20 protein-coding genes are annotated in these 20,728 nt (G+C 55.2%); 10 read left to right on the plus strand and 10 right to left on the minus strand.

The window, feature by feature from the left end; translation table 11 throughout:
• On the minus strand, positions 1–367 hold a 367-nt coding region (locus tag HXY34_01225; GenBank protein NWF94740.1), incomplete at its 3' end, for a glycosyltransferase.
• A gap of 91 nt (positions 368–458) precedes the next feature.
• On the opposite strand from HXY34_01225, the gene HXY34_01230 reads away from it, so the two are divergent.
• Positions 459–1,133 (plus strand): PIG-L family deacetylase, encoded by a 675-nt coding sequence (locus HXY34_01230; protein ID NWF94741.1) that lies wholly within the window; start codon positions 459–461, stop codon positions 1,131–1,133.
• On the opposite strand, the gene HXY34_01235 is transcribed toward HXY34_01230, so the two are convergent.
• A complete protein-coding gene (locus HXY34_01235) occupies positions 1,119–1,526 on the minus strand; it encodes a hypothetical protein (GenBank protein ID NWF94742.1) in 408 nt (135 codons plus the stop codon). The two genes, HXY34_01230 and HXY34_01235, sit on opposite strands and share 15 nt — an antisense overlap.
• A gap of 336 nt (positions 1,527–1,862) precedes the next feature.
• Entirely contained in the window at positions 1,863–3,242 is a 1,380-nt protein-coding gene (gene glmM / locus HXY34_01240; GenBank protein ID NWF94743.1) for a phosphoglucosamine mutase, read from the minus strand.
• Between the two features lie 136 nt (positions 3,243–3,378).
• Between glmM and HXY34_01245 the strand changes: the two genes are divergently transcribed.
• Positions 3,379–4,107, plus strand: a complete 729-nt coding sequence (locus tag HXY34_01245) for an acetoacetate decarboxylase family protein (protein NWF94744.1) — start codon at positions 3,379–3,381, stop codon at positions 4,105–4,107.
• 8 nt (positions 4,108–4,115) lie between these two features.
• On the opposite strand, the gene HXY34_01250 is transcribed toward HXY34_01245, so the two are convergent.
• Together HXY34_01250 and HXY34_01255 are read right to left on the minus strand one after the other, a co-directional pair.
• A complete protein-coding gene (locus tag HXY34_01250; GenBank protein ID NWF94745.1) occupies positions 4,116–5,831 on the minus strand; it encodes a hypothetical protein in 1,716 nt (571 codons plus the stop codon).
• Complete coding sequence (locus HXY34_01255) at positions 5,831–6,613, minus strand: ABC transporter ATP-binding protein (protein ID NWF94746.1); 783 nt, start codon at positions 6,611–6,613, stop codon at positions 5,831–5,833. The genes HXY34_01250 and HXY34_01255 overlap by 1 nt, the downstream gene beginning before the upstream one ends.
• 82 nt (positions 6,614–6,695) lie before the next feature.
• Here HXY34_01255 and HXY34_01260 point away from each other — a divergent pair, with 82 nt between their 5' ends.
• Complete coding sequence (locus HXY34_01260; protein ID NWF94747.1) at positions 6,696–7,781, plus strand: GHMP kinase; 1,086 nt, start codon at positions 6,696–6,698, stop codon at positions 7,779–7,781.
• 271 nt (positions 7,782–8,052) lie between these two features.
• Here HXY34_01260 and ftcD read toward each other — a convergent pair whose 3' ends face one another.
• Genes ftcD through HXY34_01275 form a run of 3 tightly spaced genes read right to left on the minus strand, consistent with a single transcriptional unit; the run spans position 8,053 to position 12,213 of the window.
• On the minus strand, positions 8,053–9,615 hold the full coding sequence (gene ftcD / locus HXY34_01265) for a glutamate formimidoyltransferase (GenBank protein ID NWF94748.1): 1,563 nt from the start codon (positions 9,613–9,615) through the stop codon (positions 8,053–8,055).
• 57 nt (positions 9,616–9,672) lie between these two features.
• Positions 9,673–10,608, minus strand: a complete 936-nt coding sequence (locus HXY34_01270; GenBank protein NWF94749.1) for a bifunctional 5,10-methylenetetrahydrofolate dehydrogenase/5,10-methenyltetrahydrofolate cyclohydrolase — start codon at positions 10,606–10,608, stop codon at positions 9,673–9,675.
• Between the two features lie 12 nt (positions 10,609–10,620).
• Positions 10,621–12,213: a formate--tetrahydrofolate ligase gene (locus tag HXY34_01275; protein ID NWF94750.1), complete on the minus strand. Its 1,593-nt coding sequence runs from the start codon at positions 12,211–12,213 to the stop codon at positions 10,621–10,623.
• A gap of 230 nt (positions 12,214–12,443) precedes the next feature.
• Between HXY34_01275 and HXY34_01280 the strand changes: the two genes are divergently transcribed.
• From HXY34_01280 to HXY34_01310, 7 genes are all read left to right on the plus strand, one after another.
• Positions 12,444–13,649: an NAD(P)/FAD-dependent oxidoreductase gene (locus tag HXY34_01280; GenBank protein NWF94751.1), complete on the plus strand. Its 1,206-nt coding sequence runs from the start codon at positions 12,444–12,446 to the stop codon at positions 13,647–13,649.
• 85 nt (positions 13,650–13,734) lie between these two features.
• A complete protein-coding gene (locus tag HXY34_01285) occupies positions 13,735–14,343 on the plus strand; it encodes a TlpA family protein disulfide reductase (GenBank protein NWF94752.1) in 609 nt (202 codons plus the stop codon).
• 9 nt (positions 14,344–14,352) lie between these two features.
• Positions 14,353–15,033 carry a hypothetical protein gene (locus HXY34_01290; protein NWF94753.1) on the plus strand — a complete coding sequence of 227 codons (681 nt, stop codon included), beginning with the start codon at positions 14,353–14,355 and terminating at the stop codon, positions 15,031–15,033.
• A 251-nt stretch (positions 15,034–15,284) separates the two neighbouring features.
• Positions 15,285–16,469: a hypothetical protein gene (locus HXY34_01295; GenBank protein NWF94754.1), complete on the plus strand. Its 1,185-nt coding sequence runs from the start codon at positions 15,285–15,287 to the stop codon at positions 16,467–16,469.
• Between the two features lie 123 nt (positions 16,470–16,592).
• Entirely contained in the window at positions 16,593–17,036 is a 444-nt protein-coding gene (locus tag HXY34_01300) for a ribonuclease HI family protein (GenBank protein NWF94755.1), read from the plus strand.
• A 124-nt stretch (positions 17,037–17,160) separates the two neighbouring features.
• Complete coding sequence (locus tag HXY34_01305; protein ID NWF94756.1) at positions 17,161–17,670, plus strand: nitroreductase family protein; 510 nt, start codon at positions 17,161–17,163, stop codon at positions 17,668–17,670.
• Between the two features lie 200 nt (positions 17,671–17,870).
• A complete protein-coding gene (locus HXY34_01310) occupies positions 17,871–19,076 on the plus strand; it encodes a ribulose 1,5-bisphosphate carboxylase (GenBank protein NWF94757.1) in 1,206 nt (401 codons plus the stop codon).
• Between the two features lie 324 nt (positions 19,077–19,400).
• Here the strand turns inward: HXY34_01310 and HXY34_01315 are convergent, their stop codons facing one another.
• Together HXY34_01315 and HXY34_01320 are read right to left on the minus strand one after the other, a co-directional pair.
• The gene (locus HXY34_01315; protein NWF94758.1) at positions 19,401–20,072 is read right to left on the minus strand and encodes an NAD(P)H-dependent oxidoreductase; all 672 of its coding nucleotides are present in this window, start codon (positions 20,070–20,072) and stop codon (positions 19,401–19,403) included.
• Positions 20,069–20,680: a flavodoxin family protein gene (locus HXY34_01320; protein NWF94759.1), complete on the minus strand. Its 612-nt coding sequence runs from the start codon at positions 20,678–20,680 to the stop codon at positions 20,069–20,071. Before HXY34_01320 ends, HXY34_01315 begins: the two co-directional genes overlap by 4 nt.
• Positions 20,681–20,728 lie beyond the last annotated feature (48 nt).

The raw sequence follows: 20,728 nt of genomic DNA on the forward strand, positions 1-20,728 counted from the left end.
CGTCCGAACCGTGCATGGTCAACACATATGGCGCTCCAGAGACCTCTCGCGCCATGTAGGCTGACATTGCGTGTGGTATTGCATAGTGAACGTGGTACAAGTCGAGTCTGGAGCTGTTGGTCACCTTGAGCATCTTGGATGCCAGGCAGAAGGTGTATGGAACTCCAATGTCTTCGAACAGCGGGTAGTCCAGATTGTCCACCAAGTCGACATACACCCTGCTGTGTTCCTCCCACATCAACGAGAAGGGGCGCTTGTACGTGATGAAGTGTATTTCATGGCCACGGTCGGCAAGGTGTTGACCAAGCCTGGTGGCAAGATAGCCCGATCCACCTAGAGAGGGAAAGAGGTTAACGCCTATCTTCAATGGACTCGCCAGACGAAGTTCTGTCTGGCGAGTTAAAAGAACGGTGGTTGAGACAAAGATTGATTAGCTGCCGACATGAGAGGTGTTCAGAATGAGTCCAGCTGAAGAGGAGTCACTGCTTGTCATTGCAGCCCATCCTGACGATGAATGCCTGGGCGCAGGAGGTACAATAGCCAAGCATGTGGCTCAGGGCACCCCGGTCGATGTGTTGTGTCTCACGGGCAACGAAGTGAGGAATCGTGAGCTGAGGGCTGCCTGCAGACGACTGGGTGTCCGCAAGACCTTTGTCAGCAGTAGAGACGACTTTGGCATCGACCTGACCGCCAGAGATCAGGTGGTCAGTGTGATCTTGGAGAGTCGTCCCGCAGCAGTCATCACGCACTCCTCCGACGACTACAATCACAATCATGTCCTCTGTTCCCAAGTCGTGACTCAGGCCATTGAGTGGGCCTCGCATGTGACTCTGCATGACGATGCCCACAGGGTCGGACGGGTGTATTTCATGGAGGTGAACTCAATCATGAGTCACCCTCACGTACTGATAGACATCACTGAATACTATCAGACTGCTGTCGCTGCTCTTCAGGAACACGCTTCTCAGATTACCAAGGCAGAGGGTTTCTACCCGAGGCTGTATGATGCACGTACAAGACTGCGCGGCGTTCAAGGCGCCTGTGAGAGAGCGGAAGCGTTCATGATGACACTGCCTGAGCACGCAGGTCCGTTCTACCCACGTAACACGTCACGGAGTCTACTCGGTCTCTGAGCCCACCTTTTTCTTGCGCGCAGCGAGGAGTGCCTTCAGCTCACCCATCATGCCGCCACCAGTGGGTGTTGATGTTGCTGCCTTTGGTGCAGCTGCTACAGGTGCCTTTGCAATGGCCGGACCGGCCTCAGCCGGGCTCATGTCCGCACCTGGCGAGGGGGCAACTCCTCTGGAAACCCTGCTCTCCAGAGAACTCACCTTTGCCTCAAGTGACTGCAGCTGACTCTGAATCCCTGCGACCTTTGACTCAATCTGGCCCATGGCTTCGACCATCTTCATGGTTATGGTAGTGACTACATCTCCAAGCCCACGAAGCTTCTCTTCCGTAGGGTCCTTGAGGGCCCACTCGAACTCGTCCTTGATTGCTGCTTCCAGGTCGTCATCGTCACCCATGTTTCTGGCCTCTGTTCTAGTTGACACTTGCTCATACTTGCTATAAAGATTGTCCGTTCGGAGAATGCTGCATCGCCCGCGTGCCCCTCTAGATATACTGCAACACTCCCTGAACAGCGGTGGCTGTTCTTGGCTTTGAACCTACTCATGGTGTTCTCCTGAGAGCAACTCTTCCATGACCGTCAGCAGCTGCTCGGCCGGTAGTACGTGAAACGACCGTCCCCGTGAACAAAGCGGATATGGAGTCTGCTGTCAGTGACAGTCTTTCGCATACTCGGCGTATGTCATAGTCCTAGGCGTGTGCTGGTTCAAGACCGAGCTGGAGCGCAATGCCTCTCAGGACACGCTCTTCACTGCCGCAGTCACCAGTCGTTTTGCGGTCTCAAGAATGTGGTCCACATTCTCATCTCGCTGAGCCTCGCATGTGATTCGGATGACTGGTTCAGTTCCCGAAGGCCGCACCAAGACCCAGCCGTCTCTCATGAAGACCGCAAGACCGTCAACGGTGAGTACCTTCGTTACCTGTTTCATACCTGCAGGAAGCTCCTCTCTTAGATGGGCCATTACTGACTCCTTTCTCTCGTTTGGACACGCGACCTTTGTCTTTCGCAGTGGATAGACCGGAATCTCCGATATCAGCGCGCCGAAGCTCTTGCCTGTCTTTGCCATGAGCTCGAGGACTCTGCACACGGTCAGGAATGGTTCCGGTGCGAGATGAAAGTCTGGGAATATGAAGACCCCACAGGCCTCACCACCAAACGAGGCTCCCTCCTCCTTGATCCTGATGGCCACTTGAATATCGCCGACGGGAGTCCGTACCACTTTTCCCCCGCTCCGCTCAACAGTCATGTCCAGCACTTGGGAACTGTCGACTGTGGTCACGGTGAGCTTGTGGGGGCTATTGCTAATGGCCTCCCTCGCCAGGAGCGCAATGATCCTGTCACCACGGATGACCTCTCCTGACTCGGTCACAAAGACCACCCTGTCAGAGTCACCATCATGTGCAACTCCCAAGTCTGCGCCTGCACTCTTCACCATGGCGACCAAGTCCCCGAGCGACTCCTCGTCAGGCTCGGAGCGTCGGCCAGGAAAGTGTCCGTCGAGCTGTGCATTAATGCTGAGGACCTTGCAGCCAAGCTTCTGTAGCAAGTAGGGTGTCATGACGCAGGCCGCTCCGTTGCCCGGGTCGACCACAACTCTGAAGTTCTTGGACCTGACGAGTCCCGCATCGCATCTCTCCAGCAGGGCGGCTATATGCTCAGAGACTGCACTCCCAGTAGACGAGAGTGTACCCAGTTGATTCCACTCTGCTACTTTGAAACTCCTCTCGGCAAACAGCTGTTCGAGTGTCGCCTCTTGTTCGGGCGTGTACCCCATTCCGTCCGGCCCCCAGAACTTCACCCCCGTATACTCTGGAGGGTTGTGGGATGCGGTCACCATGACTCCCGCTTCGAAACCGCCCTTCTTGGTCATGAACGCGAGGGTCGGTGTCGGAACGATACCCGCCCTGACAACGTTCACTCCCGTCGACATTATGCCGGCCACCAAAGCGTCTGCTATCATCTCTCCTGTGGTTCGTGCATCCTGAGCCACCAGCACACGGCCTGAACGAAGATAGGTGCCGAGTGCCTTACCAAGATTTAGCGCATCCTCTACGTCAAAGTCGGTGCCGTAGACCTTTCTCACGCCAGTCGTACCGAACAGCTTGCCGGCCATGTTGCTCGTTCTGGCTCTGACCCAAAGGGTGAGAAAAACCTAGTGCCGTGGCGAGTTCGAATCAGAATCACTCTGAGTGGCTCAATCTCGGCAGATTCAATAGGTGCACTCCAGACTGAGTGGAAAGGTGACGTGAATGGAAAGAGGCTACTCCGTTCCCCTCTCAAGTCCACTGTACTCGAGACCTCCGTATCACTATGACGGTGCCAAGATATTCCTCGCGCTGTTCTATGCGTCTGAAGACACAGTCAGGGAGCTGCTTCCTCCTCCGCTCAAGCCATCAGACATGAGGCTAATGGGCGTGATGTTTGGTGAACAGCCGTGCAGAGAGACCGGCCGCTTCATGGAGTCTGGAGTCCTAATCCAGTGCCTGTATCCCAACCCCGATACCGGACAGGACGAGGTTGGCGTATACTTCTCTCACAACTACGGGGACACAGACGTTTCACTGGTCTCAGGGAGAGAGATCTGGGGGTATCCGAGGAAACTGGGAGTCACTACGATGGAGTGGTCCGGTGACACTCTTGAGGCGAAGACAGTGCGAGATGGCATCACAGTCTTGCGTGCCAAGTGCACCTTCAATGAGGATGGGGAGTGGATTGACAGTGGTCCCAACATCAATGTCAAGATGATACCGAGCGTTGATGGCAAGGGGCATGACATTGCTGCAATCACGGCAGCCCATCTGACGTATGATGTGAAGGCCGGCAGGTCTGGTGAGGTGGAGATTGAATTGCGCAGCGGCCCGCATGATGACCTGAGCATGATCGAAATAGAGAGCACAATGATAGGTCTCTTCTTTGAGACCGACATTGTCGTTCCCCCGGGGAGAGTCGTCGCACGACTTGATGCACACACCTCATGAGTGCCCGTCTAGAGATACTCTGACGCCTCTTTCTGAGCAAGTCGTAGTCCTGCACTGTAAGAGTTCTGATTGGTCGACTTCCAGCAGATGAGAGAGTAGACTACGAGGACCACGTATGCCGCAACTGGATGAATGAGTATCCCGACCAAGAGCATCGACGCGAGTCCAGCCATGCCGATGACTCCCGGTAGCATCTGAGCCCGAAGAATCGACCAGCCACGAATCGGCATCTGGACCGCCGACCCCCGCTGTCTCAAGAACATCCGTTCTGCTCTGAAGTCGCCACCTATAGCCGCGGCATTCGCAGCAATGGCGCCCGAGGCGAGGTTTGTGAAGACAGCCGCTACTACGATGAGAGGCGCAAACACGAGGAGCGTCGGTTCAATTATGACAACAAGAGTCGTCACAGCGATACTGGCGACCGACGCAAATGGGACGGCACTGTAGACCTTGCCCTTGACATAGTCGCTCATATTTGCAGCGGCAAGCTGCAGATTCATGATGTTCTTTCCCTCGTAGACAGTCTCATAGCCTGCGAAGTACAGACCATATGCTGTGACGAACGGTATGATGGTCGCGACCACGAGGAATGGGATGAATGGCTGAAATCTGGTGCCACTCGCTCCAAAGACAGGGATGAAGAGAAACACAACGTAGCGTAGAGGTCCCATCAGGTAGTTGGCGAACACCCTCGCCTCTCTGCGAATGTTGGTTATGTTGTACCAAATGGACACACTGATGGTGGAGTTGAATCTGAATCCGGGGATAGAACGCGGCTCCCATGTGGGGTGTTTGACAACAACCTCCTTCTTTGAGGTCCGGACCGATTCCGTGGCCAGCCAACCACTGTAGTGTGCCACCTCGCTGACATATCCATTGGCATACACCAGAGCGCACGCGATTGCCCAGAAGATAATGCCTGCGAGCATCTCCTGAGCTGAGAAGGTGTATCCCACAAGGACTCCCAGTGAAACTCTACTGACAATACCTCCCGGTGTCAACTCCGAACTGAATCCCAGTCTCTCGGCAAGGGCGAAGAGCCACTCGAAGAACACGACACTCCCTTCCCCGCTGTAGAAGGTGTAGTAGTACACGAAGGTGCCGAGTATCGCTGCTGAGGTGCCTATGAAATAGCCCACCTGCTTCAGTCTCCTGCGTCCAGCGACAATCCTTGAGAATCCCAGTCCGAGAAGACCACCCGCGGATGTTCCTATTGTGAGAAGCGCGAGAAAGAGCAGGATGAATGCAGGTGCAGACAGAAGTGCCAGAGGGCTCGTCGAAACCAAACTCAGGCCCACGAAGACAGGGGTAATGAAGACAAGCCAGAACACAGAGCTGTAGAGAGTGATGAGAATCGCCTTCTCCATGAACAGGACACGCATTCTCAGGGGCATGATTAGCATGTACTCCATTCTCTTGCTGTTTCCAACCGTGGTTGCGGAGAGCATTATTGAACCGAGGAAAGAGAACAGTAGAATGGCGTTGAAGAGAGCTGCACCTATTCCCAGATTCGCTGCTATTATTTCAGAGAAGAGTCCCCATCCAATGACACGAGCTACATTTACGGTCATCCACGCGATGGCTGGTGCAATCACAAGTGCGGCGATTACGAATGTCATTCTGCGGACAATACTCTTCTGCTTCGTGCGACTTCCCTTTGCACCTCTGACACGAAAGCTCTGGAGCACGTCAAGCCTCAGCAGCAGGACTAGGTCTTCGAGCATCAGTCAGACCCACCGACCTGGCTCAAGTACTGCGTTATGAGCTGCATGTCTGGTCCTCCAGTGAGCTGCAGAAAGATCTGTTCAAGACTTCCCTGGTCCGCAGCTCTCTCCCGGAGCTCCGCCATGGTGCCTTCCGCCACCATCACTCCGCCACTGATGATACCAATCCTGTCCGCCATCTGTTCCGCAATCTCGAGAATGTGAGTGGACATGAGGATGGACGCTCCCCTCTCTCGCAGACCATTCAATATGCTCTTGATAGTGGCCGCTCCTCTTGGGTCGATACCGGCTTGTACCTCGTCAAGTACCAGCACACTTGGGCGGTGAATCAGGGCTGCCACAAGGCTGACCTTCCGTGACATTCCCTTCGAGTAGGTCTCAATCAGGTCATCACTGGCATCCATGATGTCGAGCAGCTTCAGCAGCTCCTCTATCTCTTGGTCACGCTTGGGCCCCCTCGGAATTCGCCAGATGTCGCTGACATAGTTGGCGTACTCCCAGCCCGTGAGACGCTCGGGCAGGACGGGCTCCTCGGGGACGTACCCCATCACTCGCTTTGCATCCACTATGTTGGTCCGCAGATCATGACCCGCAATCCTTGCGGTTCCAGCGGTCGGTCGCAGGAGTCCCAAGAGCATCCTCATGGTCGTTGACTTGCCTGAACCATTGGGCCCCAGCAGTGCATATATCTGACCGGGTTCGACTCGGAAAGACAGATTATTCACTGCAACAAACTCATTGAACTTCTTGGTCAGTCCTACGGCCTCTATCATGTCAACCATGGACTCACACCAGAGCATGACATTTATGCCTTCGGTTCGATGCGGCGAGTCGTGGATAACAATGTCATCCGAGATACACTCGTTGACTGAGAATGACCAGTTTGTGGTCAGTGCACCGGGGAGAGTGTGTCTATTCGGAGAACACAGTGACTACTTGGGCCTGGATGTGATAGCTGCGGCCATTGATCGCTACGTGACCATTGTCTGCAAGCCCAGAAGAGACCCGCTGATATCCGTAGGATATCCTGACCTAGCAGAATCAGATGAGTTCGCCATCGACCAGGAAGTCGAATACAGACACAGACGAGACTACCTCCGAAGCGCTTTCAACGTCTTGGCAAGGAGAGGTATGCGACCACTGGGCGGGGCAGAACTCATCGTGACCGGGGACCTTCCCATTGCATCGGGCCTGTCAAGTTCCTCGGCACTGACAGTGGCTGCAGTACACACCGTGGCCGCTCTAGCACACGAGACCCTTGGTCCCAGAGATGCAGCCCTTCTTGCATACGAGGCGGAAGTGAGAGAGTTCGGTGAGAGCGGTGGCACGATGGACCACATGGCCTCAGCATACGGTGGCATAGTCCATGTTGAGATGGTACCAGATGGGGTGACGTCTCGTCTGCCTGCGAAGATTGACGGGATTGTCATTGGCGACTCACTTGAGCGAAAAGAGGATACAGTTGGGGACCTGCGTAGAATCAGGGCTATTGTTGAGAGCGAGTACCGGGTCCTTGCAGGTATGATCAAAGACTTCGATCAACGTACCACGCCTTTGAGCATTGTATATGGTACGTGTCATTCCAGACCGAGCGCGGAACGGAGAATGGCTGAGGCGACTCTTAGGAACAGGGACCTGACAGCCGATGCCCTCACTCTCTTGAGCTCAGAGTTCCCTGACCCGCACAGACTGGGCGAGATGCTTGATGAGCACCACAGGATACTCCGAGATGACCTAGAGCGGTCCACTCCGAAGATCGAACGACTCATACGGGCTGCAAAGGACGCGGGAGCACTAGGATGCAAGATTAATGGGAGTGGCGGAGGTGGAACGATGATGGCTTATGCGCCGGGACGCGAGGAGGACGTAGCAACCGCAATTGAACGGGCAGGCGGAAAGGCACACTGTGTTGGACTGGGCAAAGGCGCTTCGGTGCAATTCAAGTTATGACAAGTGTCGCCTCTCATGACTTGGACAGCGTGCAGCGGAGACTCGAGTCACGTGTGCAGATGGAATGATGCATCGTGTCGCAGGATGAACGGTCTGCTCTCTTCAGACAGCTGGCAGTTGTCGCTTCAATCAGTTGCTGCGAGTGCTCCTTGTGGCTTGTGGCAACGCGTATGGAGCCTCTCGTGCGCTGGCTCTCCACTTGCGTACACTAGGTGTAGAGTCCACAGTATTCCGCACTTAGCGGGTAATTGCATTCCAACGTGTTTCAGGTCTATGCGACCTGACTCAGCTCTCGCATCCTTCGTTCCACGACCTGGAGCGTTTCCGCCTTGAGCTTGGACGCTTCCGATATGATTCTCTCGACCTCCGCCGCCATCTCAGTCGTGAACCCTCGGTCCCGGATGTTTCCAAGGTTGATACGCACGTTGAGCGCAGCACCTTCGATTGCGGCCATCAGTGCGTGTGCGGCGACGCCAGCATCTGTTATCGCATTGGCATTGCCTTTCTCGGCGGCAACCCTTGCACCGTGCATCGCCTTGAGAGAGTGTCTCATTGTGTCGAGTGGCACCTGTGCGGCATGCTTGGTCGCCTCCTCCAGCACCTGGGCCTTCTTCTTCCTGTCCTCCTCGGATTCCTCTGGGAGCCGAAATGCGGCCATCACTGAGTCAAATGCTGCAGAGTCCAGCTCAACGTTCTCCATGAGCTTGCCTCTGTCCACTTCTGCAGCATGCCTGACCTCTAGCATCTCCTCTTTCACTGCGGCAAACTTGCGTCCTGTCAGTGACAGTCCGGTGACCATGCAGACCAGTCCCGCACCGAACGAACCCATTGCAGCTGCGACGCTACCCCCTCCGGGGGTCGCACGGGCCCTGCGCACCTCATCACCGAACTCTATGAGCGACATCTCTGTGAATGTCTTTGCAGTTGGGTCCTGCGCTCCGCCCATATAGTACAGGTCAAGAATCATCGACTCCTCAAGTCGCTCGGGCTGCACGTAGTACTTGAATGCGTCAAGGATGGCAAACAGGGGTATCATGCCAACAATCTCGGTCTCCACGACCGTTGCACCATACCTGCGAGCCTCGGTCCGTACCGCCTCCAGCACTTGATGTATCCTTGTTCGTCGAGGATGAGTGAGGTTCAGTGAGACCTGTACCATCCCCTTCTTTGGCAGGTCAAGACCAATGCCCTGAACATGCACGAAGCCGCCAGTCGTTGCCCGCACTGCGTCTGCGCACTCCTTTGCAACTCGCACATCTGTCGTGTTGAGGTTGCAGTTGAAGGCGATTAGGAAGTTCCGCGCACCTGTCGCTGTGCAGCCTGCGGTCGGGTGGATCTTCTTAGGCCCATAGTCTGGATCCTTGGTGGGGTCCATACCTATCAGCTCACGAAGACGTTCGAACTCTCCCTCGCGGATGTTTGGCAGGTCGACACGGTCAGGTCGCGTTGCAGACTTGGCGTAGAGAAAGACGGGGACACCACAGCGCGTCGAGAACTCCTGAGCGAACTCCTTTGACAGCTCTATGCACTCACCGATGGTCACACCGTGCAGTGGAATGAATGGGACAACGTCCACTGCGCCCATCCGCGGGTGTGCACCCTGATGCTTGTTCAGGTCGATGCTCTGCACGGCCAGCTCTGACGCCTTGAGAGCAGCCTCCTTGACTCTCAACGGCTCTCCGATGAACGTGAACACGGAGCGGTTGTGGTCGCTGTCATACTCGACATCCAAGAGACGAACGCCCTCGACACTCTTTATGGCCTCAGCAAGGGCATCAATGACGTCTTTTCTTCTGCCTTCAGAGAAGTTGGGCACACACTCGACTATTCGCACGTTATGTCACTGCGGCGGCTCCCAATCTTCCAACAGAAAAGCGTTTGGGCATGAGTGTCAGCTGACATAGGAGCCGTAATCGAGGGCATCTGCCGTCAACACGTTTGTCTGCGCGAGCTGGAATGAGTAGGCTGCAAGAACATTTCTCAGGAGCATGGTTATCGTCATCGGTCCGACACCCCCGGGCACAGGGCTCACCAGCATGGCCTTGCACTTCACTGCCTCGAAGTCGCAGTCACCATGCGGAGTGGCGACGTCAATCACAATTGCCCCTTCCTTCACCATGTCGGCAGTTATGAAGAACGGGTCTTGCGGCGACTTCCGCCGTCCAATGGCAGTTATCAGCACATCTGCTTGACGAGTGAATGACGCGAGGTCTTTTGTGTGAGAGTGGCAGACGGTCACGGTGAAATTGCGATTAAGGAGCAGCATCACCAGTGGCTTTCCCACTATTGTGGAACGATTCACTACTACCGCGTGCTTGCCCGAGAAGTTCTGTCCAAGCGAGTCCAACATTGTGACAATGCCCTGAGGTGTGGCGGCGCTCAGCAACTCGCCACCGTAGAAGAGCCGGTATATGTTCTTGGGCGAGAAACCGTCCACGTCCTTGATGGGATCAATGGCACTGATTATGCTCTCTTCGCTGATGTGTCTGGGAAGCGGCAGCTGCACAAGAATGCCATGCACCTTGGGGTCTTGGTTCAGACGTTGGATTAGGTTAAGGAGCTGCGCCTGCGTTGTATCCACCGGCAGTTCGTGGCTCTCCGACAGAATCCCTGCCTTGCCACAAGCTTTGTGCTTCATTCTCACATACATCTTTGAGCCCGGGTCTTCACCAACGATGACGGTCGCCAGCTTGGGCATTATGCCGTGCATCTCAGCTAGCTGACGAACCTCAGCAGCGATATGCTCACGAATCCGGTCGCCAAGTTCTTTGCCATCCAGAATGTGGTCGTGACAGAAGTCCTCGGGCCGTATCTGCGACTCGGTCATCGGTTGTACCTCCTAGAAGACCCCAAATATGTTGCCATCCTCGTCGATTCCCATGCCCTCAGCGGCAGGCTCCTTTGGCAGTCCCGGCATCAGCATCACATCTCCCATGATCACTACCACAAAGCCCGCCCCTGCGCTGACTTCCACATCACGAACGAAGACATGGAATCCTCTCGGTCGGCCTTTGAGTCTTGGGTTGTCAGAGAGTGAGAACTGGGTCTTGGCAATGCAGACTGGCAGTTCACCGTATCCACGCTTCTGTAGAGAGCGAATTGATGCCTCCGCTTCCTCGGAGTACGTCACTCCGTCAGCCCCGTAGATGTCCATTGCCACTCTCTCAATCTTCGTCCGCAGGTTGTCCTTCAGTTCGTAGGTCCTCTTGAGATGAGGCTCTGTGCCCATTGCATCTAGGACTGCCTTTGCAAGGGCCAAGCCCCCCTCTCCACCTCTTGAATAGACTTCGGACGTTTCCACCCTCCACCCTTTGTCCGCGCAGAGCCGCCTGACAATATCCAGTTCTTCAGAGGTGTCCTGTGGAAACCTGTTCAGTGCTATCACCACGGGTAGTCCGAAACTCGTGATGTTCTCCATGTGTTTCTCCAGATTCGGGAAGCCTGCCTCGATACTTCCGTCACCATGTTCTTTCAGGGCACGGACAGAAGTCACAAGGACCACAGCATCAACAGTAAAGTCCCCAACACGCGAGGCAAGGTCTATGAACTTCTCGGCACCCAGGTCTGCGCCGAAGCCGGTTTCGACCACAACGTAGTCAAAGAGCCGCAGTGCGAGGTCAGTCGCAATGACGGAGTTGGTTCCGTGGGCGATGTTGGCAAATGGACCTGCATGGATTATCGCCGGAGTACCCTCTGAGGTCTGCACCAGATTCGGCATGAGCGCGTCAGTGAGAAGAACGGCCATTGCTCCCTCGGCTTTCAGGTCGCCTGCTGTTATCTCCTTCCTGTCACCACGCGCCACGACGATTCTTGCCAGGCGTGCCCTCAGATCCTCGTAGTCTGTTGCAAGTGCTAGGATTGCCATTATCTCCGAGGCGGCGGTTATGACATACCTGTCCTCGCGCGGGTAACCGTTTGCCTTGCCACCGAGTCCCACTATCACTTCTCGAAGCGCGCGGTCGTTCATGTCGACAGTCCGAGGCCACGATATCCTCCTGACATCGATACCAAGTGCGTTGCCTTGATGTACATGGTTGTCAATCATTGCGGAGAGGAGATTGTGTGCTGCACTGACAGCGGGAAAGTCTCCTGTGAAGAGCAGATTGATTCGCTCCGAAGGCAGGACCTGCGACTTGCCACCTCCAGCGGCTCCTCCCTTGACTCCAAAGACTGGACCCAGAGATGGCTCACGCAATGTCACGACTGCGCGGTGCCCCATCCGATTCAGCGCCATAGAGAGGCCTATCGAGTTGGTGGTCTTGCCCTCTCCCGCAGGTGTAGGCGTGGTAGCTGTGACAAGAATGAGCTTTGCCCGTCTCTCGCCCAAGGTCTTTCTGATGCCCAAGTTGATCTTTGCCATGTACTTGCCGTAGGGTTCCAGATACTCGACAGGGATTCCTGCTCGCTTCGCCACGTCATATATCGGTATCATTTGACCATCAGTCCTTCTGCGCACAGTCGCTCTCACGCCTGTTGCTTCGTCCTTTGCGCACAGAGAGCCCGTCTGAAGAAAAACCCTTTGTGTTGTAGCAGTCCCCGCCCGGTCTTGGACTCAGAAGCGAAGACACTTCGTCACTTCGGTGGCTGTCGAATTGTGTCCCACATCAGCACACAACCATATTAGGGGGACTGGGAGCAGATAGCGGAGAGGTGACACTTTGAATGACACGTGACCTCATTGTTGTTGGTGGCGGCCCGGCTGGGTCTGCATGTGCGCGGACCGGGGCAAAGGCTGGACTGGACGTGCTTGTGATTGAGAAGCAGCCGCATCCCCGGCGAAAGGTATGCGCTGGCGGCTTCAGAAGTGGTCTTGTAGACTTGTTGGACTTTGAACTCAGTCCTGCAATCGAACGCATTTCTTGTGGAGCGCACCTCTACGCTCCGTCGGGCACCAAGGTCGTCTGCACCAAAGACATGACCACGGGCTATACTGCCAAGAGAAGCGTCTTGGACCACTTTCTGCTGAAGAAGGCAGAGGAGGCCGGGGCTGAAGTCACGTCTGGTGTGGAGGTCATCGATGTCACAGAGAGCAGCGAGGCAGTCACTGTACACTGCAGCGATGGTACCTCTCACGCAGGCAAGTATGTTGTCGGAGCTGATGGCGTAAACAGCAGAATCGCTAGAGCCAGCGGCATCAAGCGGCAGTGGCGTGACGACGAGATAGGGCTGTGTATCGAGGCAGGCGTACCCATGGACCAGTCTGAGATACTGAGGATAACCCACGGTCCGTATGATGATGACCGTGTGTGCATAGAGATCTTCTTTGGCGGGCTCCAGCACGGCTACGGGTGGTGTTTTCCCAAGAAGGACGAGGTGAGCATGGGCCTGGGCTGTCTGATGCCATTTGCTGGGGGTCTGAAGGCAGCTTGGGCTCGATTCATCCAGAAGTTTGAAGAGCGTAATGGCGTAAAGCTTGACCTCTCCACTCAGAGTGCCATGCGGGTGCCACTGAAGGGACCTATCAAGAACACCATCACAAAGAGAGTGATGCTTGTTGGTGATGCTGGAGGCTTTGTCTCTGCTGCAACAGGAGAGGGCATCTACTATGCCATTGCCAGCGGTCAGATGGCCGCCCAGACAGCAGCAGACATCATCCACGGACAGGCCTCAGGAACGCATGAGTACCAGACACGCTGGAAGAACACAATAGGCAGACAGCTCGACGTGTCCAACTTTCTGGCAGGCCTGCTCTTCAACTCAGAGAAGAACATGGAGCTGGTCATCCAGATGGCGGCTCGCGACGATGTGATTAGGGGTCACATGACCGACCTCATCTCGGGGCTGAGACCGTACAGTGAGCTCAGGAACTCAATAATGAAGCGTGTGCTTGCGAAACATGCGAGAACTGGGATTAGTCTACTCAGGTAGAAGGATGCAGTCACACGCATAGCATGCCTTATTAGCAACCAAGCTGACGAACCGGAACAAAAGCCGATATGGAGCGAGATGTGCTGTGCAGCCAAAGTCAATCACAGCTGTTGGACTGGTCCTCGCAGTCGTGCTTGCAGGAACTGCAGGCGGTATCGTAATCCTTCAGATGCAAGCAAGCGGCCCAACCAACGGAAACACCACGACGACCACAACCACCACGACAACCACGACACTCAAGATTATTCTTGAGGACACGGACCTACTCCAGTATGAATTCAAAGTGCCAGACTGGGTATTCCTTGGCATCGATGGCCTAAACCACTCAATCTCCGACTATGCCGGCAAGTTCCTGATACTGGACTTCTTCGCCACTTGGTGTGGCTACTGCAAGCTGCAGAATGCCGACATGGTCCAAGTGTACAACACATACACAAGAGATCAGCTTGACATAATGCACATCACTATCGCTCTCTCTGACACAGTCGAGATGCTTGAGGACTATGTTGCCGAGTACGGAATCACATGGGCGTGCGTCTTTGGCACGGACGATGTCGCTGCAGACTATATCGGAGTCCGATACATACCCACCATCGCGATAATCGACGGTCAAGGTATGCTCAGATGGAAGCACGTTGGCTGGTGGACGTTTGACGAGATGAACCCGGTAATCAGTAATCTCATGGGAGTATGAAGCAGTCTGATGTTCATAGAACAGCTTGTTGAAGTGTCTGCAGTGTTCTTCACCGGTCTATATGTGGCAGTGTCCCCATGCCTGTTTCCGCTACTGCCTCTCTTCCTGATACGAAGTCTTCAGTCGGAGGATAGCAGAAAGAAGAGCCTCATGGTCACCTCAGCATTGGTGTTGGGCATAGTCAGTTCCTTGGTCGTGTTCATGTTGATTTCGAACTACATAGGGCTGCTGCTGATGAACTACTATGCATACATAAGTGCGGTCCTCGGATTGGCCATTGCCTTCACCGGGATACTGACCATGTCCAGCAGACTCAGGGAAATACTGCGAGTCGGCAGGCTGTCCATGTCCGACCCCGGAACACCCTCCACTCTGGCAGGCGTCTTCTCGATAGGTTTTGGTTACTCGTTGCTGGCAGCTCCATGTGCACTGCCTGCAGTGTTCTCCCTCTCGTTTGTATTTGCGACGCAGACCAATGCACTTGTCCTTCTTCTCATGTATGTGGGTCTAGCAGTGGGTGTGGCAGTACCTTACCTTGCACTCGCACTTGTCACTGGTGAAGCAAGAATGGTCATGGCCAGCAGAATCTCCAGTCAGGCGAGGAAGATTGAGATTCTTGCGGGTGTGTTGCTCGTAATCGTCGGGGTCTGGCTGATGCTGCCATGGGTCGAGTCCGTTCTTGCCGACTAGCGACAGTCCCTCTGGTCATCTCTTGTCCCTCACCTGATGAGCCGCAAGAACAGGACTCTTGCATAGGTGGTCATGCCATGTCACCTCACGGCCGGGAATGACACACATGGTGGCTTTCATTGTCTGTACTCGTACGAGTCAGGCAACGTTGTTGCCTCTGCCGACTCTGGACATGGCTTCTGCAACAGACTCCGGAAAGAGACAATTCCTATAAGTTTGCGAAGCGCAAGGACAAAGCTGTGGTGATCTCGTTGAGATATGGAAGTAGGTTAGTTACAGTACTGGCCTTCAGCCTTCTGCTCATCATGGTTTCTGCGCCCGTGAGACCTTCGACGGCCTTTGCCAGCGATGGTGTCAACCAAGTGTCTTATGCGGGCGTATTACCTGGTGACATGATCATACTTGGGACTCCCGGCTCGTTCTTCGACTACCTGATTCCCGGGGCATACTCGCACTCGGTCATATACTGTGGTCTTGTTCAGGCAGGTGAGTCTGTGTGGGACCGGACCAACAAGGTCTGGATGAGCGTGGGGACTCCGTATGTCATTCACTCCACAAAGAGCGATGTGCAGGGTAACGGACTGGGATTTGACACATGGGCGACAGCTGTGAACGCGCACGCGGAAGACGCCCTTGTCTTGAGAGTGATGAAGCCCGGTGGCGTGCCGCTCACATCGGCGGAGCGTTCTTCAATAGTGGCGTTTCTGAAGTCACAGTTGACTGGTGGGACAGACGGATACCCAGTTGGTCCTGCATATGACTGGGGCTGGACAAGCAAGCAGGTATATGCAAGTGAAACCAACCCTCTCTCCGGTGTTGCAGGTTACTACTGCTCTGAGGCTGCATGGGCTGCCTACTACCATGTGCTCGGCATAGACCTCGACAGCGAGACAAGCACACTTGGGCTTGGCGTCTCTCCTGACGACCTTCTCAACTCACAGCACACATCGGTGATAGCTGGAGAAGTCGGCGCCTCAACATGGTCTGCTTCATCCGGCCTGTACAAGCTCACTGTCTTTGTCGATGAGGTCTACTATGACGACGACTACGACCCGTGGCCGAAGGGAGCTGGTGAGATGTATCTCAAGAGCTTCAGCGGTGATGGCCTGATCCCCACACAGGAGGGCTACCCCGGCTGCGGAAAGATCGGGTCGACTCCAGACGGATACTGGTCGCGCAATGGTGCTGGTGCACTCGACTGGAACAAGTACTTCTACACCATTCTGAACTACAACCGTGATGCAAAGGTGAGAGTGGAAGCGTGGGAGGACGACGACATCGACGGTGATGATCAGTATCCTGTATGGCAGTGGTACTGGTCGCCTTCGTCTTGGCACTCGTACATCAACGCAGGGTGGTATTGGTCCGGATCACGCATCGACCTCGGCGACTGCCGGTACACAATCTACTTCAGAATAGACAGTGTCACGTGGTAGGGCTCTCTTGTGCCCTATCACTTCTTTTTCTTCTTCTCTTTCCTCTCCTCCCGAATTCTCAGACTCAATCGGCGCTTGCGTTGCAGACATAAGGAACTGGTGAGCTGTGTCTGCTGAGTGAAAATGACCTCATACACGCTCTTCTTTGATGGCGCCTGTGAGCCGAAGAACCCCGGTGGAGTGGCCAGCTATGGGTATGCACTTGACGAGTCGGGACAGCTCTTGCAGAAGGGGGACGGTGTTGTCGGTGAAGGTCCCGCCATGACCAACAACGTTGCGGAGTACCACGGTCTCATTGTGGGACTTGAGGTTGCCAGCAAGAGACTGAGAGCTGGAGACGAGTTGAGAGTAGTCGGTGACAGCCAGCTCGTCATTCGCCAGATGAGAGGTGAATACAAGGTCAGCGCATCAAGACTGGTCCCTCTACATCGAAAGGCGAAGGAATTGGTATCGGCTCTCAGCAAGAAGGGAGTCAAGGTCTCGTTTGAGTGGGTAGCTCGGGAGGAGAACGAGGTGGCGGACAGACTCTCCCATGAGGCCTTCGAAAGGCACAGGCGTGGACGATGACTGCTCTCCACCAGGGCCTCTCTGGCACATCTCGTGGCCTCACATACGCGGCAAGTGCCACGCGGTCTTCCAGTAGGATGCACTTATCTGGACAGATCATCATTCCTGACTCGGTGATCACCAGTTGGACGCATTAGAGGCCATCCGGACAAGACGCAGTATCAGAAAGTACGAAGCCCGGCCTGTTTCGAGTGACATGATTGAACAGATTCTTCGTGCAGGGATGAGCGCCCCTTCTGCGGGGAATCAGCAGGCATGGCAGTTTGTCGTGATTACTGACAGGGACATACTCGACAAGATTCCAAGTGTCCATCCTTACTCGAAGATGGTACGGGAGGTGTCCGTTGCAATACTCGTCTGCGGGGACCTGGATGCAGAGAAGTACAAGGGCTTCTGGATTCAGGACTGCTCGGCAGCGACGCAGAACATGCTCCTCGCAGCACATGCATTGGGACTGGCATCAGTGTGGCTCGGCATTCACCCCCGAACGGAGCGCGAGGAGGGCCTCAAGAGACTACTGGGCTTGCCCGAACACATTGTGCCGCTGGCTCTTCTGCCAATAGGCTACCCGGCCGAGAAGAAGGCCCCAGAGGACAGATACCGGAAGGAGAAGGTGCACCACAACAAGTGGTAGTCGATGCCAGATGTGAACGCGCACCAACATGACCTCTCAGGTCGCTACGCTCAAAGAAGAGATAAGCAAGAGACTGCATCAGGGACTCTGGTGATTATGTGACCAGACTTCCGCTTGAAGCCCTGCCTGACGCATTGCCAGATGCCATTGATCCAGAGCGGTACGTGATCTGTACGTACTACGTCGGACTACCGCCCTTCATGAACGCAAGGGATGTCGCCTATGCCGCAGCAGTCGAGCAGAGCACGGGAACATGGACGCTTGTGCCCGGCGAGACCCCTGAGGTAAGAACGAGGCATGTTGCAAAGGTGATTGGCATATACGAGGTTCCTGCCTATGAGTACAGCACTCCAAAGGACCTAGAGCGCAGAGAGTACATCATTCAAGTCGCCTTTCCGTGGGAGAACTTCGGCGCGCAGATACCCATGCTGATGAGCACGGTCATAGGCAACATCTCCCTCGGTGGTCGTATCAAGTGCGTGGACATGAGGTTTCCCAAGAGCTGGCTGAAGGAGTTCAAAGGACCGAAGTTTGGAATCAAGGGGCTGAGAAAGCTTCTCGGCGTGAAGAACCGACCCCTTCTCAACAACATGATAAAGCCCTGTGTGTACACCTCTGCCAAGATGGGGGCGGACCTGTGCTACGAGGCCGCTGTCGGTGGTTCGGACATAATCAAGGACGATGAGTTGCTCGCCAATGCCGCCTTCAACACACTTGAGGAGCGAATACCTCTCTTCATGGACGCAATCGATCGTGCCAGTGCTGAGAAAGGAGAGAAGACTCTGTACACGGTGAACATCACTGACGAGGTCACCCGGCTATTTGAGCACGCAGAGAGGGCTCAGGAGCTTGGTGCGAATGCACTCATGATAAACTTCCTGGCGGTGGGCTATTCGGCCTTTCGTCAAGTATGCGAGGACCCCTCCGTGAAGGTCCCGGTGTTAGCACACATGGATATCACCGGTGCGATGTCCTATTCGCCAATAACTGGAGTTGCGACCAACTTGGTGATTGGGAAACTACCGAGAATATGCGGTTCGGACATCACGGTCCTTCCCGCACCCTATGGCAAGGCCCCCATCCTGAAGGAACGCTTCCTGAGCATCGCTCACGACATGGTAATGCCACTGCACAACATCGAACAGAGTGCGCCAATGCCCAGCGGGGGGATCTCTCCCGGGATGGTGGAGGAGGTTGTGGATGACCTTGGTCCGGACATAGTCATCGGTTCAGGCGGAGCAATACACGCACATCCGGATGGACCACGGGCAGGGGCTCGCGCCTTCCGGCAGGCAATAGATGCGAAGATGATGGGAGTCTCCGTCAAGAAGGCCGCACAGGAGAACGAGGAGTTGAGGAGGGCCCTAGAGTCGTGGGGCTCGGGTCGAACGGGATTTGACCTGTAGTATGTGTGTACGCGTCGCGTCGAGAAAGAGGCTGGAGGGCCCCTAGTCCTCCACTCTTCTGCCAGTCTGACACACTGGAACGTACTCATACTCCCAGATTCCTTGCGCGTGATGAGCGGATGGAGCTGCCAACTGCCATCGCACTGTATGCGCCGCGACCAGAGCGAAGGTGGCTCCAGTGTGACCGTTCAGTGGAACGATGTGTTACAATGCTGAATCAGAGCGCCTGCACTCGAACTCGTGTCAGACCATGCGTTTCGAGATGCCTGCCCAGACCATGTACCGGCCGCCGTCACGCTTGCCGTTGAGTTGACCTGCGATGTCTCACTCTCGTGCAAATGGCATTGCACCCAGCTTATTATGCGCCCCGTGGTGCTTGGCTATTCTCTTCCACGTCCTTGTGGCCATGGTGAGGTATATGCTCGTAGGCAGCATCGGTCTGGCAGCGAGCCGGATTGCGCTATCTGGAATCGGGTCTCCTTTGGCTAGGGCTGCAGCCGCCATGTCGAGCGCAGGTCTGAGAAAGCGAGTGATGCCTCCTGTCTCCTGAAGGGGCCTCCCGGCGATTGCTGCTCCCCCTCCAAATGCGATGCCGCCCGCCCATTGGAGACTGGCTCTCTGAGCGAACAGGCGGCAGTTCTCGATTGCGCAGTCACTCTGGAATGCCTCGGGAAAACCACTGTTCATGACCACTCCGAACATGGGCCTGGTGGACCTGCTCTCTTGAGTACGATGCGAGGCGATGAACTGCAGGGCCGAGATGACAGGTGCAGGAAGGCTGTCCACATAGAGCGGTGCACCGAGGACCACGATGTCTGAGGCATCCACAGATGCCAAGAGCGACTCAAGTCCATGTTCATCCTGCAGACGATAGAGATACGTCTTCTCGATGGTCACTCCATGTTCCACAAGTCTTGTGCCCAAGTAGTCCAGAATAGAGTTCGAGGAGCTCCTCTCACTCCTTGGACTGCCGACAACAAGCAGTGCTCGCTTCATCTTCCGACCACTTCCACTCTGGTAAGCAGGCTGCCCAACACGGAACGCAGACTCGGGGCACCCTTACTCTCGGACTTTGCATACAGCGACTCCTCCGGCAATGCAACCCCGGCGTAAGCCACACTGCGATTGTTGATGCTCATCCTCGTCATCAGTCGCTCAAACAGCGTGCGGCCCTCTGTGTCATCAGTGTCGGCTATGCCTATGGCGACCATCGAAGGATACCTCTTGTACCTTCGCTTGTGATGCACCTCGCCGTTGACTCTCTCGAAGAAGGGCTGTACCAGGCATATGTTCCGGTCCATGGCAGCCTTCAGTGTGGGAGAGACACCTCCAAAGACAACTGGCGTGACGTAGACCATGACATCGCACTGTGCGATCATTCGTGCGACTCCTATTGCATCATCATCTATCACACAGATGCCCGGAGTCTTGGTCCAACAGTGAAAGCAGCCCCTACAGGGGGCTATCTGAAGACGTTCGACCTCAATCCACTTCCATGTGGCGCCGCGCGACTCCAATTCTGCAGTCAGGGCACTGCGGACCGGGTCTCTACGAGCGTCTTCTCCCTTGAAGCCGTCAAGTATCAGGGCGTGCATGATCTTCAACCCAGTTGTGTGGACATTGAGCATTAGACTGTCGGATGCATATGGACT

It is taken from the genome of Candidatus Thorarchaeota archaeon (genome assembly GCA_013388835.1).
GTDB lineage: Archaea > Asgardarchaeota > Thorarchaeia > Thorarchaeales > Thorarchaeaceae > JACAEL01.